Annotated in this window: 14 protein-coding genes; 12 read left to right on the forward strand and 2 right to left on the reverse strand. The window is 71.1% G+C overall.

The features are described from left to right. The first annotated feature begins 189 nt into the window (after positions 1-189). Positions 190-759, forward strand: a complete 570-nt coding sequence (locus ABZ374_RS00510) for a hypothetical protein (RefSeq protein ID WP_360304524.1) — start codon at positions 190-192, stop codon at positions 757-759. A 62-nt stretch (positions 760-821) separates the two neighbouring features. Then, positions 822-1,871: a hypothetical protein gene (locus tag ABZ374_RS00515; RefSeq protein ID WP_360304526.1), complete on the forward strand. Its 1,050-nt coding sequence runs from the start codon at positions 822-824 to the stop codon at positions 1,869-1,871. Positions 1,872-1,877: 6 nt separating this feature from the next. Here ABZ374_RS00515 and ABZ374_RS00520 read toward each other — a convergent pair whose 3' ends face one another. Then, the gene (locus ABZ374_RS00520; RefSeq protein ID WP_360304528.1) at positions 1,878-2,939 is read right to left on the reverse strand and encodes a M48 family metallopeptidase; all 1,062 of its coding nucleotides are present in this window, start codon (positions 2,937-2,939) and stop codon (positions 1,878-1,880) included. Positions 2,940-3,098: 159 nt separating this feature from the next. Here ABZ374_RS00520 and ABZ374_RS00525 point away from each other — a divergent pair, with 159 nt between their 5' ends. The 9 genes from ABZ374_RS00525 to ABZ374_RS00565 all read left to right on the forward strand — a co-directional run bounded on the left by ABZ374_RS00525 (position 3,099) and on the right by ABZ374_RS00565 (position 11,786). Then, a complete protein-coding gene (locus ABZ374_RS00525; protein ID WP_360304530.1) occupies positions 3,099-3,248 on the forward strand; it encodes a hypothetical protein in 150 nt (49 codons plus the stop codon). A gap of 140 nt (positions 3,249-3,388) precedes the next feature. Then, positions 3,389-4,636 carry a TerD family protein gene (locus tag ABZ374_RS00530; RefSeq protein ID WP_360304532.1) on the forward strand — a complete coding sequence of 416 codons (1,248 nt, stop codon included), beginning with the start codon at positions 3,389-3,391 and terminating at the stop codon, positions 4,634-4,636. A 72-nt stretch (positions 4,637-4,708) separates the two neighbouring features. Then, positions 4,709-6,004 carry an extracellular solute-binding protein gene (locus tag ABZ374_RS00535; protein WP_360304534.1) on the forward strand — a complete coding sequence of 432 codons (1,296 nt, stop codon included), beginning with the start codon at positions 4,709-4,711 and terminating at the stop codon, positions 6,002-6,004. Then, positions 6,001-6,948: a sugar ABC transporter permease gene (locus ABZ374_RS00540; protein WP_360304536.1), complete on the forward strand. Its 948-nt coding sequence runs from the start codon at positions 6,001-6,003 to the stop codon at positions 6,946-6,948. The genes ABZ374_RS00535 and ABZ374_RS00540 overlap by 4 nt, the downstream gene beginning before the upstream one ends. After that, complete coding sequence (locus ABZ374_RS00545) at positions 6,945-7,778, forward strand: carbohydrate ABC transporter permease (RefSeq protein ID WP_360304538.1); 834 nt, start codon at positions 6,945-6,947, stop codon at positions 7,776-7,778. The genes ABZ374_RS00540 and ABZ374_RS00545 overlap by 4 nt, the downstream gene beginning before the upstream one ends. A gap of 43 nt (positions 7,779-7,821) precedes the next feature. Further along, complete coding sequence (gene nadD / locus ABZ374_RS00550; protein ID WP_355544154.1) at positions 7,822-8,424, forward strand: nicotinate-nucleotide adenylyltransferase; 603 nt, start codon at positions 7,822-7,824, stop codon at positions 8,422-8,424. Further along, positions 8,421-10,535 (forward strand): LytR C-terminal domain-containing protein, encoded by a 2,115-nt coding sequence (locus ABZ374_RS00555; protein ID WP_360304540.1) that lies wholly within the window; start codon positions 8,421-8,423, stop codon positions 10,533-10,535. The genes nadD and ABZ374_RS00555 overlap by 4 nt, the downstream gene beginning before the upstream one ends. A gap of 199 nt (positions 10,536-10,734) precedes the next feature. Then, complete coding sequence (gene rsfS / locus ABZ374_RS00560) at positions 10,735-11,148, forward strand: ribosome silencing factor (protein WP_360304542.1); 414 nt, start codon at positions 10,735-10,737, stop codon at positions 11,146-11,148. Next, on the forward strand, positions 11,145-11,786 hold the full coding sequence (locus tag ABZ374_RS00565) for a histidine phosphatase family protein (RefSeq protein ID WP_360305441.1): 642 nt from the start codon (positions 11,145-11,147) through the stop codon (positions 11,784-11,786). Before rsfS ends, ABZ374_RS00565 begins: the two co-directional genes overlap by 4 nt. 107 nt (positions 11,787-11,893) lie before the next feature. Here ABZ374_RS00565 and ABZ374_RS00570 read toward each other — a convergent pair whose 3' ends face one another. After that, positions 11,894-12,469 carry a PadR family transcriptional regulator gene (locus tag ABZ374_RS00570; RefSeq protein ID WP_360304544.1) on the reverse strand — a complete coding sequence of 192 codons (576 nt, stop codon included), beginning with the start codon at positions 12,467-12,469 and terminating at the stop codon, positions 11,894-11,896. A 118-nt stretch (positions 12,470-12,587) separates the two neighbouring features. Between ABZ374_RS00570 and ABZ374_RS00575 the strand changes: the two genes are divergently transcribed. After that, a complete protein-coding gene (locus tag ABZ374_RS00575) occupies positions 12,588-13,727 on the forward strand; it encodes an LLM class flavin-dependent oxidoreductase (RefSeq protein WP_360304546.1) in 1,140 nt (379 codons plus the stop codon). Positions 13,728-13,768: the final 41 nt, after the last annotated feature.

Raw genomic sequence — 13,768 nt, forward strand, 5'->3', positions numbered from 1 at the left:
AGGGGCCGCGGATCGGCCCGGATCGTGCTCGGCGACGCGACCGGTGCGATGAATCGGTACCCATCCGGGCGCCTGCGGTAATACTGTCTAGGAGTGCCCGAATCACCAGGGCCAGAGTTCCCGGACGGCCCAGACTTTCCCGAGTTCTCGGAGGATGAGCTCTCCTCCGTCGTTTTCGACGAGTCGTTCGTGCGCGCCGCTCGCGTGCACGAGCCCTCGGCGAACGAGCGTGGCGCGGCGATCGATCATGCGCCGACGCCCACCCCGGCCGCGCCCGAGCGGACCGACAAGCAGGCCGAACAGGCCGATCGCTCCGACTGGTTCGACGACGGGACGTATCCGGCGGACGGCGAGGACCCGTGGCGGGCCCGGACCGGGTCCGGCCACGACTCGACCCCGATGTCGGCGGACGTGCCGACCTGGTTCGCGAGCGAGCCGTGGACCCGATCGACCCGGTCCACCCGCTGGCGGCGCGGAACGGCCTGGGTGCTGGCGCTGCTGATGGGCGTCGGTGTGGTCGCGATCGCGGTGACCGCGTTCTATCGCAGCGGATCCACCCAGGGACCCACCACGCCCCGACAACCCTCGGTGGGGACGGGGCGGAGCGCGACGACCGACAACAACCCGGTGTTCGCGCCGCTCCCGGGGCAGGACACGTCCCAGGTGCGGATCACCGTCCCGCCGGGGGACTCCCGCGCGACGGACCGGTCCGTGCCGGTCGCGTCGTTGCCCGGGTCGGCGCGTTCGGGGCCCGGCTGACCGTCGGCAACCCCTGCTCCGGGTGCATATCCACCTGCTCGCGGGCGACTTAAGCTGAGTCCATGTCCGGACGGGGAGTGCCCCCCGAAGGCCCGAACCGGGGTGGGCCCGACGGCGAGGACGAGTTCAACGCCGTCGTATTCGACGCGACCTTCGTGCGCGCGGCGGGGCTGCACGAGCCCTCGGCGCGGGAACGGCTGCACGAAGGCAAACGCCCACACCGGCAGCGTCGGGTGTTCGGCGTGCGGGTGCGCACGCTGCGCGGCGTGCTGGGCGCGTTACTCGTACTGCTGGTGATCGCCGGCGCGAGTTTTCTGGGCGCGCGGCGGGCCGCCGCGCCCGCGCCGCGCCTGGTGATCGGCCCGGCGGTGCTGCACCGGGTCTCGCTGCTGCCACCGTCCGGCTATGCGACGGGGGCGCTGCCCGCCGATCCGATGGCGGGCGGTCCGGCCGCCGGCTGGGCCCAGGGTGCCGCCGGGATCGTCGTGGGCGAGCGCCGGGCGACCGCGCACTTCTCGGCCACCCAGGTCGGCCAAGCCCTGGACCTGGTACGGGAGTTCGTGGTCGGCACCCAGCTCGACCCGGCCGTGCTCGCGGGCGGCCGGCCGTGGGCCGCGCTGCCGCTGTTGCGTTCGGAGCAGCGCGAGCAACTCGACGCGGCGCTGATCGCGCCTCACGACGACGACACGTCGGCGCCCACCGGGTGGATCACCCGATTCGATCCGGCCTCGGTCAAGGTCCTGGAGGTGCCGATCAAGGTCGCGGGCACGCTCGTGGTCGCCGAGCACGCGCGCGCGGACCTCGTGGTCACCGCCGACGTGGTGTTCGTGTACGCGGTCGCCCAGGTCGGCGGGCCGGGCTGGACCCGGTTCGTGTTGCACCGGGTGTGGGACTTCCATCTGGACCCGGCGATGGTGCACGACGGCCTGCTCCAGGTCCGCCGGATCCTGACCGCGGCCGGGCCGCAGGGGTGCGACGCGGACTCCTCGGCCTGGTTCCGGCCCGCGTTCACCGGCCCGGCGCCGAGCGACGCGCCGCCGGCGGCCGAGCAGGTGGATCCGTTCCGCTCGGCCCCGACCGGCACGTGTGCCCGACTGGCGGGCTCGCCCTGACGACGGTCAGCCGCCGCCGTTGTTCGTCGGGGTCGCGCCCGGTTCGTCGCGGCGCCCGGTGAACTTGTCGCGCAGCTTGCCGCCCGCGTCCGCCGCGCCGTCGGCGAGGTCGCGGAGCAGCCCGAACAGCGGGTCCGTGGTGGTGCGCACCGAATCGCGGTAGGCGCCCGCCGACGCCTTGGCCTCCTCGCGCACCGACGCGTTCGGGTCGTCCTCGCGGCGCGGATACTCGCCCGCGACGATCCGGGTGTACTCCCCGCCGTCCGCCCACTTGCGCAGTTCGGCCACCCGGACCACCGGGAACGGGTGCGAGCGGCCGAGCAGGTTCATCAACTTGAGCACGCTGTCGCGCAGATCGCCGGCGCCCTCGTACTCGGCGGCCTGCTCCAGGAACGCGTCCGTGCTCATCTCGTGCAACTGCGAGCCGCCCGCGACCTTCATCAACGCGCGCATCGACACCTCGGGGTCCTGCCCGACCAGCAGGCCCGCCCGGTCGCAGGACAGTTCCGACTTGCGGAACCACTCCTGCAACGCGGTGATGATCGCGTGCACGCCCAGCGTGCCGAGCGGGATCCCGGACAGCGCGGAGGCGAACCGGGTCAGGATCAACAACATGGTGCGGTAGACCGCGTGCCCGGACAGGATGTGCCCGGTCTCGTGCCCGATCACCGTGCGCATCTCGTCGTCGTCGAGCAACTCGACCAGGCCCGAAGTGACCACGATGAACGGCTTGTCCATGCCGATCGCCATCGCGTTGGGCTGCGGGTCCATGCTGACGTACAACTCGGGCACGGTGGGCAGGTCCAGGATGTACGCGGACTCGCGGACCATCTCGTGCAACCGGCGGAACTGCTGCTCGCCCGCGCGCACCGAGCCCGCGAGGAAGGCGAGCCGGATGGCCCGCTCGGACACCATGCCCGACATCTGCTTGAGCACCGTGTCGAACCCGCTGAGGCGGCGCATCGCCACCAGCGCGGTGCGGTCGGCGGGATGTTCGTACGCCCGGGAGGAGATCCCGGGGAATCGCCTGCGCCCCTCGAAGGTCCCGATCGTCTTGTCGTCCGGCATGCCGTGCCCCCTTGCCTCGACCAATCTGCCCCCACACTAGGCGCGTCCGCCGCCCGCGGCCGAGGGTCGTCCCCGGAACCTGGCCGCGCGACTCGCCGTGCGCGCCCGTACGATGTCGTGCGCACACGTCGGCAAAAACTACGCAAGGGCTGACCACGGATGACCCAGCACGCGACGACCGTCCTCACCACGCTGGCCAACGAGAGCGGCAAGCACGAAAACCTGAACCCGTTGGGCGCCGGCATCGGTGCGCTGGCCGTGCTCCTGCTCCTGCTGTTCGTGGTGACGCGGTTCAACAAGGACCGCTGAGCATCCGTTGCCGAAGCCGGGCGTGGGCGTCCGGTGGTCGGATTTCCTTCCGTGATCGCCGGGCCGGCACTTTGCCGTCCCGGCACTTCGTCGTGCGCGTTAAGGTGACGCCAGACCAGGGGTGGCCGGGGGAGGACGCGATGCGCACATTCGCCATGGGCGAGAAGACGAGGCTGGACGACTCGGCCATCAGGGTGGAGTTCGAGGTGTCGGGCGAGGGCCTGGCCGCGTACTGCTTCAGCCTGGGCGCGGCGGACTTGGACGTGGTCTGTACGGCCCGGCCGGCGTCGCTGACCAGCGCGGTCGCACTGGTGGCCGGCGGCACCGGCACCGCCGAGTTCCACGTGGACCTGGCCGCGGTGGACGACCTGGTGGATCGCCTGGTGTTCGCGGTCGGCGCGCAGGCGCCCGGGTTCGGCGCCGGGTCGCTGATCCGCCTGCTGGGCGCCGACGGCGAGATCGGCCGCTTCGTACTGCCGGTGGCGGAACTGACTCGCGAACGCGCGCTGATCCTGGCCGAGGTCTATCGGCGGGACGGCTGGCGGTTCGGCGCGGTGGGACAGGGCTACGAGGCGGGCGTGGACGAATTGGTGCGCGATCTGGGCGGGGACCCCGAACAGACGCTGATCGTCGCGGCGATGCCGGCCGACGCGGAGCCGACGCGAGCGACGCCGGACCCGGTCGACTCGGCCGCGCCGGAGGCGAAGCCGGAGTCCGTGCCGGAGCCGGAGCCCGAGTCCGCGCCGGAGCCCGAGCCCGAGTCCGCGCCGCAGCCGGAGGCCGAGTCCGCGCCGGAGCCGGAGTCCGAGCCGTCGCCCGCCCACGCTCCCGCCGCCGTCGAGGAACCACCCGCCCCGGTGTACGAAGGTCGCGGCGACAAGGTCCTCTCGATCGACCGCCCGGTCGGATCCGGCCCCTTCCTGGTCGAGTTGGAAGGACGCGGCACCGAGAACTTCGTGGTGTGGACGCTGAACGCGGAACTGGAGACGGACAAGCTGCTCGCCAACGCGATCGGCGCGTACCGAGGCCGCGCCCTGGTGGACGAGCGCGGCGGCCACACCTCGCGCCTGAAGATCGAGGCCGACGGCGAGTGGACCGTGCGGCTGCTCGCTCCCGACGCGGCCCGGGTGTTGACCGACCGGCTGGCCGGCAGCGGCCCGGAGACGGTGCGCTGGACCGGCCCGCGCACGGTGCTCGCGATGACCCACCGGGGCGACAGCAACTTCATCGTCGGCACCTTCGCCGAGCACGGCACGGAGGATGCCTACCTGGGCACCCTGGCCAACACGATCGGCGACTACGAGGGCGAGTCGATCCTGCCCAAGGGCCCGTGCCTGATCGAACTCGAAGCCGACGGCGACTGGTCGCTGACCGCGGACGGCGGCTGAACCCCGCGTCGACACGCCACCATTCGGGGGTAAATAGAGCGACGAGAGCGGTTTGCTTGGTCTGCTGACCCGGTGAACCACATCCTGCGGCGTTGCGGACTCCGGGCCGTCGCGCTCGCATTGGTGGCCTCCACGGTCGGATGCGGGGGCGGTGGTTCGGGCCCACCGGTGCTCAACTGGTACGCGCCGCCGGACAACGGGGCCTACCAAAAGCTCGCCGACCGGTGCAGCCGGGCGTCCGGCGGCGCCTATCGGGTCAAGGTCTCGGTGTTGCCCACCGACGCGTCCGGGCAGCGGGAGCAGTTGGTGCGGCGGCTGGCCGCCAAGGACTCCTCGATCGACGTGATGGCGCTCGACCCGGTCTACGTACCGGAGTTCGCCGAAGCGGGCTTCCTGCGCCCGTTCGAGCCGGCCGAGGCCGCGGCGCTCACCGAGGGCATGCTGCGCAGCGCGGTCGAGTCCTCGGGCTGGCGCAATCGACTGGTCGCCGCGCCGTTCCGGGCGAACACCCAACTCCTGTGGTACCGCAAGTCGGTGGCCGCCGCCGCCGGGCTCGACCCGAGCCGGCCGGTCGGCTGGGACGAGGTGATCGCCGCCGCCGAGAAGACGCGCAAAACGGTGGCGGTGCCCGCCAAGCGCTACGAGGGCATCACCGTCTGGGTCAACGGCCTGGTCGCCGGCGCCGGCGGCGCGATCGTGCGGGACGTGGAAAAGGGCGTCGACCTCGAACCGACGCTCCAGGAGGGCGGTTCGGGCAAGCGGGCCGCCGAGATCATGCGCCGACTCGGCCGCTCCTCCGCCGCGCCGACCAATCTGGCCACCTCGATCGAGGACGACACCCGGACCACGTTCCAGTCCGACACGGGCGGCTTCATGATCAACTGGACGTACGCCCACGGCGCCGCGGCCGAGGCGGTGGCGGCCGGCCAACTCGGGCGCGAGGTGCTCGACGACTACGGCTGGGCGCGCTACCCGCGGACCGACCCCGGCAAGGCGTCCAGGCCGCCGTTCGGTGGCATCGCGCTGGGCGTCAGCAAGTACGGCGGACACAGCGCGGCGGCGGTGAGCGCGGTGCGCTGCGCGGGCACGCTGGAGAACCAGATCACCTACATGCTGGAGTCCAAGGAGACCACCGCCAAGGCCGCCGCCTACGACGATCCGCGCGTACGCGCGGCGTTGCCGATGGCCGACCTGATCAAGGAGTCGCTCGACCAGGCCGGCCCGCGCCCGCGCACCCCGTACTACAACGACGTCTCCGCGTCCGTGCAGCGCATCTACCACCCGCCTGCGGACGTGAACCCGGACACCGCCCCACGGGACACCGACGACCTGATCACCGGGGTCCTGCACGACAAGGTGCTGCTGTGAGCACGGTATCCACCACCGACGCCGCGCCCGGGCACCGAAAGCCCCGCGGGCACAAGCCCCGCAAGCAGTTCGATCACGCCCAGCGCATGCGGCGCACCGGCCTGCTGCTGTCCGCGCCCGCCGTGACGATCATGCTCCTGGTCGCGATCGCGCCGCTGGCCGACGCGGTTTGGCTCTCGCTCTTCCACAAGCGGCTGACCACCCCGGACGCGAACTCGTTCGCGGGCCTGTCCAACTACTGGGTGGTGCTCAAGGACCCGCTGTGGTGGACCGACGTGTGGACCACGCTGGCGCTGACCGTGGCCACCGTCTCGGTGGAGTTCGTGATCGGCTTCGGGCTCGCCTGGTTGATGCAGCGGGCGCTGTACCTGCGGCGCACCCTGCGCACGATCGTGCTGATCCCGTACGGCATCGTCACGGTCGTCTCCGCCTACGCGTGGCGCTACGCGTTCGACCCCTCCACCGGGTTCGTCAACGACTGGTTCGGCACCGACATCGCGTGGTTCGACCACCGCTGGTCGGCGCTGTTCGTGATCGCCCTCTCGGAGATCTGGAAGACCACGCCGTTCATGTCCCTGCTGCTGCTCGCCGGCCTCATCCAGGTCTCCCCGGACGTGCAGGAGGCGGCCCGGGTGGACGGCGCGGGGCCGTGGCAGCGGCTGACCAGGGTCACCATGCCGATCATGAAGCAGGCCATCCTGGTCGCGCTGCTGTTTCGCACGATGGACGCGTTCCGGATCTTCGACTCGGTGTTCGTGATGACCGGCGGAGCCAACAACACCGAGACGGTGTCCTTTTTGGCCTACCGACAACTCGTCAGCCGCACCGCGCTGGGGCTGGGCTCGGCGATCTCGGTGTTGTTGTTCGCGTGCGTGCTGCTGATCGCGTTCCTGTTCATCAAGCTCTTCCGTACCGACGTGAGCAAGCTCGGGAGCCCTTCGTGAGTCGGCCCAGCCCGGTCCGGGAGGGCGTCCGCGCCCTGGTCTGCGTGTTGGTGATCGCGATCACCGTGCTTCCGCTGGCCTGGATGGTGTCGCTGTCGTTCAAGGGCGGCGACGACATCAACAACGCGCAGTTCCTGCCGAAGACCTGGAGCTGGGACAACTATCGGACCGTGTTTCGGAACGACCTGTTCACCGACGCGCTGCGCAACTCGATCGGCATCTCGCTGATCGCCACGGTGATCGCGGTCGCCTGTGCGACCGGCACCGCGTACGCGATCGTGCGGATGGAGTTCCCGGGCAAGCGACTGATCCTGCTCGGCGCGCTGGCGATCGCGATGTTCCCGACCATCGCGGTGGTCGGTCCGCTGTTCGACATGTGGCGCAGCATCGGCCTGTTCGACACCTGGATCGGGCTGATCCTGCCGTATCTGTCCTTCACCATGCCGTTGTCGATCTGGACGCTGACCTCGTTCTTCAAGCAGATCCCGTGGGCCCTGGAGGACGCCGCGCGGATCGACGGCGCGTCCGCGTGGCAGGCGTTTCGCTACGTGATCGCGCCGATGGCGGTGCCCGCGGTGGTGACCACCGCGATCCTGGTGTTCTTCTTCGCGTGGAACGACTTCGTCTTCTCGGTGTCGCTGACCTCGACCAACAATTCGCGCACGGTGCCCGCCGCGCTGGCCTTCTTCACCGGTGCCTCGCAGTTCCAGCAGCCCACCGCCGCGATCGCCGCGGCGTCGGTCGTGGTGAGCATTCCGGTGGTCGTCCTGGTGCTGGTTTTCCAGAAGCGGATCGTCGCGGGCATCACCTCGGGCGCGGTCAAGGAGTAGGGACCGCGCGGTCCGGGAGCGCGGACCGATAGATTCTCGCGCCATGAGCGAGCGGAACAGACGTGTCGGTGTCATGGGCGGCACCTTCGATCCCATCCACCACGGACACCTCGTCGCCGCGAGCGAGGTGGCGGGCCAGTTCGGGCTCGACGAGGTGGTGTTCGTACCGACCGGGCGGCCGTGGCAGAAGTCCGCACAGGACGTGTCCTCGCCCGAGGACCGCTACCTGATGACGGTGATCGCCACCGCGTCCAACCCGACCTTCTCGGTGAGCCGGGTGGACATCGACCGCGAGGGCGAGACGTACACCCTCGACACCCTGCGCGACCTGCGCGAGTCCTCGCCCGAGGGGACCGAGATATTCTTCATCACCGGCGCCGACGCGCTGTCCCAGATCTTCTCCTGGCACAACGCGCACGAGATGTTCGAGCTCGCGCATTTCGTGGGTTGCACCCGTCCGGGGCACACTCTGTCCGACCCGGGTTTCCCGGACGGCGGCGTGAGCCTGGTGGAGGTCCCCGCACTGGCCATCTCGTCGACCGACATCCGTGCAAGGGTGGCCGGGGGTGATCCGGTCTGGTACCTGGTGCCGGACGGGGTCGTCCAATACATCAGCAAGCGGGGGCTGTACCGGGGAGCTTCGTGAGCAACGACGACCGGCGCGAGTGGGAGCCTTACGGCACCGAGCGAGGGGACGGCGGACAGGCGCAGGAGCCTTACGGCACCGAGCGAGGCGACGGCACGGCGGGGCAGCAGCCGGGATACGGCTCGTACGGTCCCGACGGCGGCTATCCGGGGTACGACGGGCAGCCGGCGCAGCCGGGTCCGGGTGGGCTCGACCCGGTGAGTTTCACCCCGCAACAGCAGTATCCGTACGACCCGAACGCCTACGGCCAGGGCGGCTACGACGCCACCGCGTACGACCCGAACGCCTATCCCTCCGGGGGCTATTCGTCGGGCGGCTACGACCGGAACGGGTACGACGCGGGCCAGGGCGCGGGGACGTACGACCCGAACGCGTACGGCGGTGCCGGGCAGGGCGGTTACGACACGACGGGGTACGCCGCCCCGGAGTACCCGCAGCAGGCGCCGGGCGGCTACCCGCAGGGCGGAGCCGGTTACCCGGATCCGCAACAGGGCGGGGCGACCGGCTACCCGGACCGGGAGCAGGGCTACCACGAACCGCAACAGCCCGCCGGATACTACGAGCAGCCGCCCGCGCCGCCGGCGGTTCCGGCGAGTCGGCCGACGCCCGGCGGGCCGCTTCCGGTCGGTCCGGATCCGGCCTCGACCGGCATCGCGGCGGGCTCGATCCCGGTCCGGCCGGCCGGACCGACCCGATCCTCGCGGACCGAGCCGGCTTCGGCGTCGCCCTCCTCGGGGTCGGCCGAGGCCGGATCCCGATCCCGTGCGGGCGGCAAGTCCGGTGCGGGCGCGGGCAAGTCCGGATCCCCGGCCGAGGACGGCCGGGTGCCGGGGCCGCGGGCCCGCCGGTCGGGAACCGGTCGACCGGGCCGACCCGGCTACGGTTCGGACGAGTTCGCGTTCGTCGACGACGAGAGCGAGCAGGCCGAGGACGTGATCGACTGGCTGTCCTTCGCCGAGACCCGCTCCGAGCGCCGGGACGAGAAGCGCCGGGCGATCCGGCAGCGGCTGATCGCGCTGGCGGTGGTGCTCGCGGTGGCCCTGCTCGGCGTCGGCGGCTACTTCGCCTGGGACACCTGGATGCGCGAGGAGAAGACGGTTGCCGCGCCGGGCAAGAACGGCGGCGTACTGGTGCAACTGCGCGCCAAGGACGGCCAGTCGTCGGCCAACGCGCTGCTCACCGTCGACCCGGCCAAGAACACCGCGTCGATGGTCAGCGTGTCCTCGGTCACCGTGGTCAACTCGGCCAACAACTCCTTCCCGCTCGGCCGGCTGATGGCCGACGAGGGCCCCGGCGCGTCCCGGGACGCGCTCTCCGACCTGCTCGGCGTCAAGCTGGACGGCTCGTGGGTGATCTCCGAACCGGTCCTGCAGGGGCTGGTCGACCTGACCGGCGGCATCCAGTTGAACGCCGACGTCGAGGTCAAGGGCCCGGACGGCAAGGTGCTGGTCGGCCAGGGCCGCAACCCGGCCAACGGCGCCGCGGCGCTGGCCTTCGCCACCTACAAGCAGCCCAACGAGGCGCCCTCGGTGACCGGCGATCGCTTCGGCCGGGTCCTCCAGGGCCTGCTGGCCGCGTTCCCGACCCAGTCGGACGCGATCCTGACGCTGCTCGCCAACATGGCCAACCTGCCCGACCCCTCGCTGCCGGACGACAAGCTCAGCGTGCTGCTGGCGAATCTGGCCAAGGCCACCCAGGCGAAGCAATTGCAGGTCCGCGCGCTCCCGGTCTCCCCGGACGGCGTGCTGGACGGCCCGGCGGCGGTGCCGATCGTGCGCGAGCTGCTTGGCGGCACGGTACGTCAGGGCAAGGTCGGCACCGGGCCGACCCGGGTGATGGTGGAGGACGCGAGCGGCCGGACCGGTGCCCAGGAGGACGCACACGCGCGGCTGCTCAACGCGGGCGTCACGTACGTCCCGGGCGGCGCCGGGGGCAAGCGCACCCAGCCGACGTCGACCGTGCAGTACGCCGACGACGCCCGCAAGGGCGACGCGGAACAGGTGGCGCTGACGTTGCGGCTGCCGGCGAGCGCGGTGAAGAAGGCCACCGGCGAGATGCTCGCCGACGTGGTGGTCACGCTCGGGCAGGACTACAACCCGGACAAGCCGTAGCCGAGGGTGCGGCCCGTCCCGACCATCGGTTCGGGGCCGGCCGCACCCGGTCGCGGCACCTCGCCGGCGGGTGGGTCCGGCGGCCGGCCGGTGCCCGTGCGCGTGCGGTCGGTGAACGCGCGAATAACGAGTGGCCGTCGGATGCCCCGTGTGTGAGACCCTGAACGGTAATCCCCTTGTCGTCCGCAGGAAGCGAATCGTGACCGCAACCCCCCACGCCCTGGAGCTCGCCACCGCGGCTGCCGTGGCATGTGCAGAGAAGCTCGCCACCGACGTCGTCGCCTACGACGTGAGCGAGGTCGTCACGATCACCGACGTGTTCGTGCTCGCCTCCGCGTCCAACGACCGCCAGGTCAAGGCGATCATGGACGAGGTCGAGGAAGCGTTGCGCGGCCTCGGCGCCAAGCCGGTCCGGCGCGAGGGCGAGCGCGAAGGGCGCTGGATCCTCCTCGACTACATCGACATCGTGGTGCACGTCCAGCACGCCGAGGAGCGGGCCTACTACTCGCTCGAGAAGTTGTGGAAGGACTGCCCGCGGATCGAGCTGCCGGACTCGGTGCGACTGGGCAACGAGCAGGCCAAGGCCGCGGAGGCGGCGGAGGGCGCGCTCTGAGCGGGAAGGGGCGCCGTGTCCTGCTGTGGCGGCACGGCCAGACCACGTGGAACGTCGAGCGGCGCTTCCAGGGCCAGACCGACATCCCGCTGACCGAGGCGGGCCTGGCCCAGGCCCGGCGCTCGGCCCGGCTGCTCGCGGCGCTGCGCCCGGACGCGATCGTGGCGTCCGATCTGACCCGCGCGGTGGACACGGCCGCCGAACTGGCCCGGCTGGTGGACGTCCCGGTCACCGTGGATTCCGCGCTGCGCGAGACGTACGCGGGCGAGTGGCAGGGGCTGACCAACCGGGAGATCGAGGAGACCTTCCCCGAGCAGTTCGCCGCCTGGCGGCGCGGCGAGCCGGTGCGGCGCGGCGGCGGCGAGCTGGAGAGCGAGGTCGCCGACCGGATGGCCGCGGCGATCGAGCTCTCGGTGGAGAAGTTGCCGCCGGACGGCATGCTCGTGGTCGTCTCGCACGGCGGCGCGATCCGCTGCGGACTGGGCGCGATGCTGGGCCTGCCCCGGGAGACCTGGGGCGCGCTGGGCGCGCTGTCCAACTGTTGCTGGTCGGTGCTGGGCCCGGGGGCGCGCGGGTGGCGACTGCTGGAGCACAACGCCGGCACGCTGCCCGAGCCGGTCATCGGCGACGACGACTGAACGGGCCGCGAACCGGCCGGTGAAGCCGACGGTCCCGGAGTCGAGGGCGCCCCGATGGGGCGCCTTCCTCGGCTTCGGGACCGTTTTTCGTGCCGCCGCTCGGGTGCTCAGCCTTCGTCGGCCTGCTTGCGGTACAGCTCCTCCAGGTCGGCGAGCATGCCGTCGGCGAGATCGCGTTCGGCCTGCCAGTAGCGCTCGCTCCACTTGAGCACCAGGGCCGGGAACGGCCAGCGGTCCTGCGCCGAGTCCTCGCTCGCGCGCACCTCGTCCAGCGTGCCCGCCGCGTAGTCGCGGTGCTCCACCAGCGTCTTGCGCAGTTCCTCCGGCTCGCTGAGGTGGCCGAGCCAGACCCGCAGCGCGACGCCGTGCTTGAGCACCGGCGGTCCGGCGGGGGTCTCCCGGGCCCAGGCGGCCAGGGCCTCCTGGCCGGAATCGGTGATGCGGTACAGCCGTTTGTTGCGCAGTTCGTCCTGGGAGGCGATGCGCGAGACGGCGAAGCCGAGCTGCTCCAGGCGCTTGAGCTCGCTGTAGATCTGACTCAGCGCCGGGCTCCAGTAGAAGAAGCGCAGCGACGCGTCGGCCCACTTCTTGAGGTCGTATCCGGAGCGCTCGCCCGGGAACGACAAGAGGCCGAGCACGGCCCACGCGGTTGCGGGCAGCTTCGGGAGCGGGTCCCCCGTCATCGTGGCCTCCATCGGTACGCGTCAACTTTTTCTGATTCTACGTCAGTTGGCTATTGACCTGACTGGTCGTCATATATCTAATTGAAGTATTCCACGCCTCGCGCACCAGGAGTACGGCATGCAGTTCTCGATGATCTTCGAAGCCCAGATGGCGAACCCCACGGCAGAGCACGAGCGTGAGGTCATCCTCAACTCCGTGGATCAGGCCGTATACGCCGAGGAGATGGGCTTCGACCGGATCTGGGCGGTCGAGCACCACTCGACCAAGTGGTACTCGCACATGAGCGCCCCGGAGATCTTCCTGACCTGGGTGGCCGCGCGGACCAGCCGGATCCGGATCGCGCACGGCGCGGTCTGCATGCCGTTCAACTTCAACCACCCGGCGCGGGTCGCCGAGCGCATCGGCATGCTCGACACGCTCTCCGGCGGTCGGCTCGACGTCGGCGCGGCCCGGGGCGGCACGCTCCAGGAGTCCTCGCTGTGCGGGGTGGACATCGAGCAGACCAAGGCCCAGGTCGAGGAGGCGCTGCGGATCATCGGCGCCGCGTGGCAGCAGGACGAGTTGGTCTGGCACGGCGACGTGCTCGACATCGAGGGCTCGCACCCGATCCTGCCGCGCCCGGTGCAGACGCCGCACCCGCCGCTGTTCCTGGCCTGCAGCAAGCAGCCGAGCCTGGTCGAGGCGGCGGAGTACGGCGTCGGCGCGCTGGTGCTGGGCTTCGCCGGTCCGGAGGAGGTGGCGAACCTCAACCAGATCTATCGGGACGCGATCAAGGAGCGCACCGGCGAGCGGTTCGTTTCCTCGGTGACCAACGACCACCTCGTCGCGCTGTGCCCGACGATCGTCTCCGAGGACGGTGCCCGGGCCCGTCAGGTGGGCGCGCGCGGCCAGCGCTTCTTCGCGCAGTCGATCGCGCACTGGTTCTCCGGCGGCAGGTCCGGCATCCCGGACGAGGCCGTGGTCGAGGGCCGGGACGAGGTGGCGATCATCACCGAGGCCGCCGAGCAGCAGGTCGCGATGCTGCACGAGGCGAAGATTCCGGTGACGGTGAACGCCACCGCGACGTACAACATCAACCACGCCTACGGCACGGCGGAGGACGCGATCGGCTACGTGCAGAAGCTGATCGACGCGGGTGCGGACGAGATCATGTGCCTGATCCAGATGGGGACGATCCCGCAGGAGGACTGCATGGAGACGATCCGGATCTGGGGCGAGAAGGTCATCCCGCACTTCCGGGCCAAGTACGGGGCCTGAGATTTCGTCCGGGACGACACGCGTGCGGCGCGGTCGTCCCG

The organism is Embleya sp. NPDC005971, from assembly GCF_040629175.1.
GTDB lineage: Bacteria > Actinomycetota > Actinomycetes > Streptomycetales > Streptomycetaceae > Embleya.

Bases quoted from the DNA above. Each gene is read 5' to 3' on its own strand.
- ABZ374_RS00515 (WP_360304526.1), top strand. From the start codon at position 822: ATGTCCGGACGGGGAGTGCCCCCCGAAGGCCCGAACCGGGGTGGGCCC.
- ABZ374_RS00520 (WP_360304528.1), bottom strand. From the start codon at position 2,939: ATGCCGGACGACAAGACGATCGGGACCTTCGAGGGGCGCAGGCGATTC.
- ABZ374_RS00525 (WP_360304530.1), top strand. From the start codon at position 3,099: ATGACCCAGCACGCGACGACCGTCCTCACCACGCTGGCCAACGAGAGC.
- ABZ374_RS00530 (WP_360304532.1), top strand. From the start codon at position 3,389: ATGCGCACATTCGCCATGGGCGAGAAGACGAGGCTGGACGACTCGGCC.
- nadD (WP_355544154.1), top strand. From the start codon at position 7,822: ATGAGCGAGCGGAACAGACGTGTCGGTGTCATGGGCGGCACCTTCGAT.
- ABZ374_RS00570 (WP_360304544.1), bottom strand. From the start codon at position 12,469: ATGACGGGGGACCCGCTCCCGAAGCTGCCCGCAACCGCGTGGGCCGTG.
- ABZ374_RS00575 (WP_360304546.1), top strand. From the start codon at position 12,588: ATGCAGTTCTCGATGATCTTCGAAGCCCAGATGGCGAACCCCACGGCA.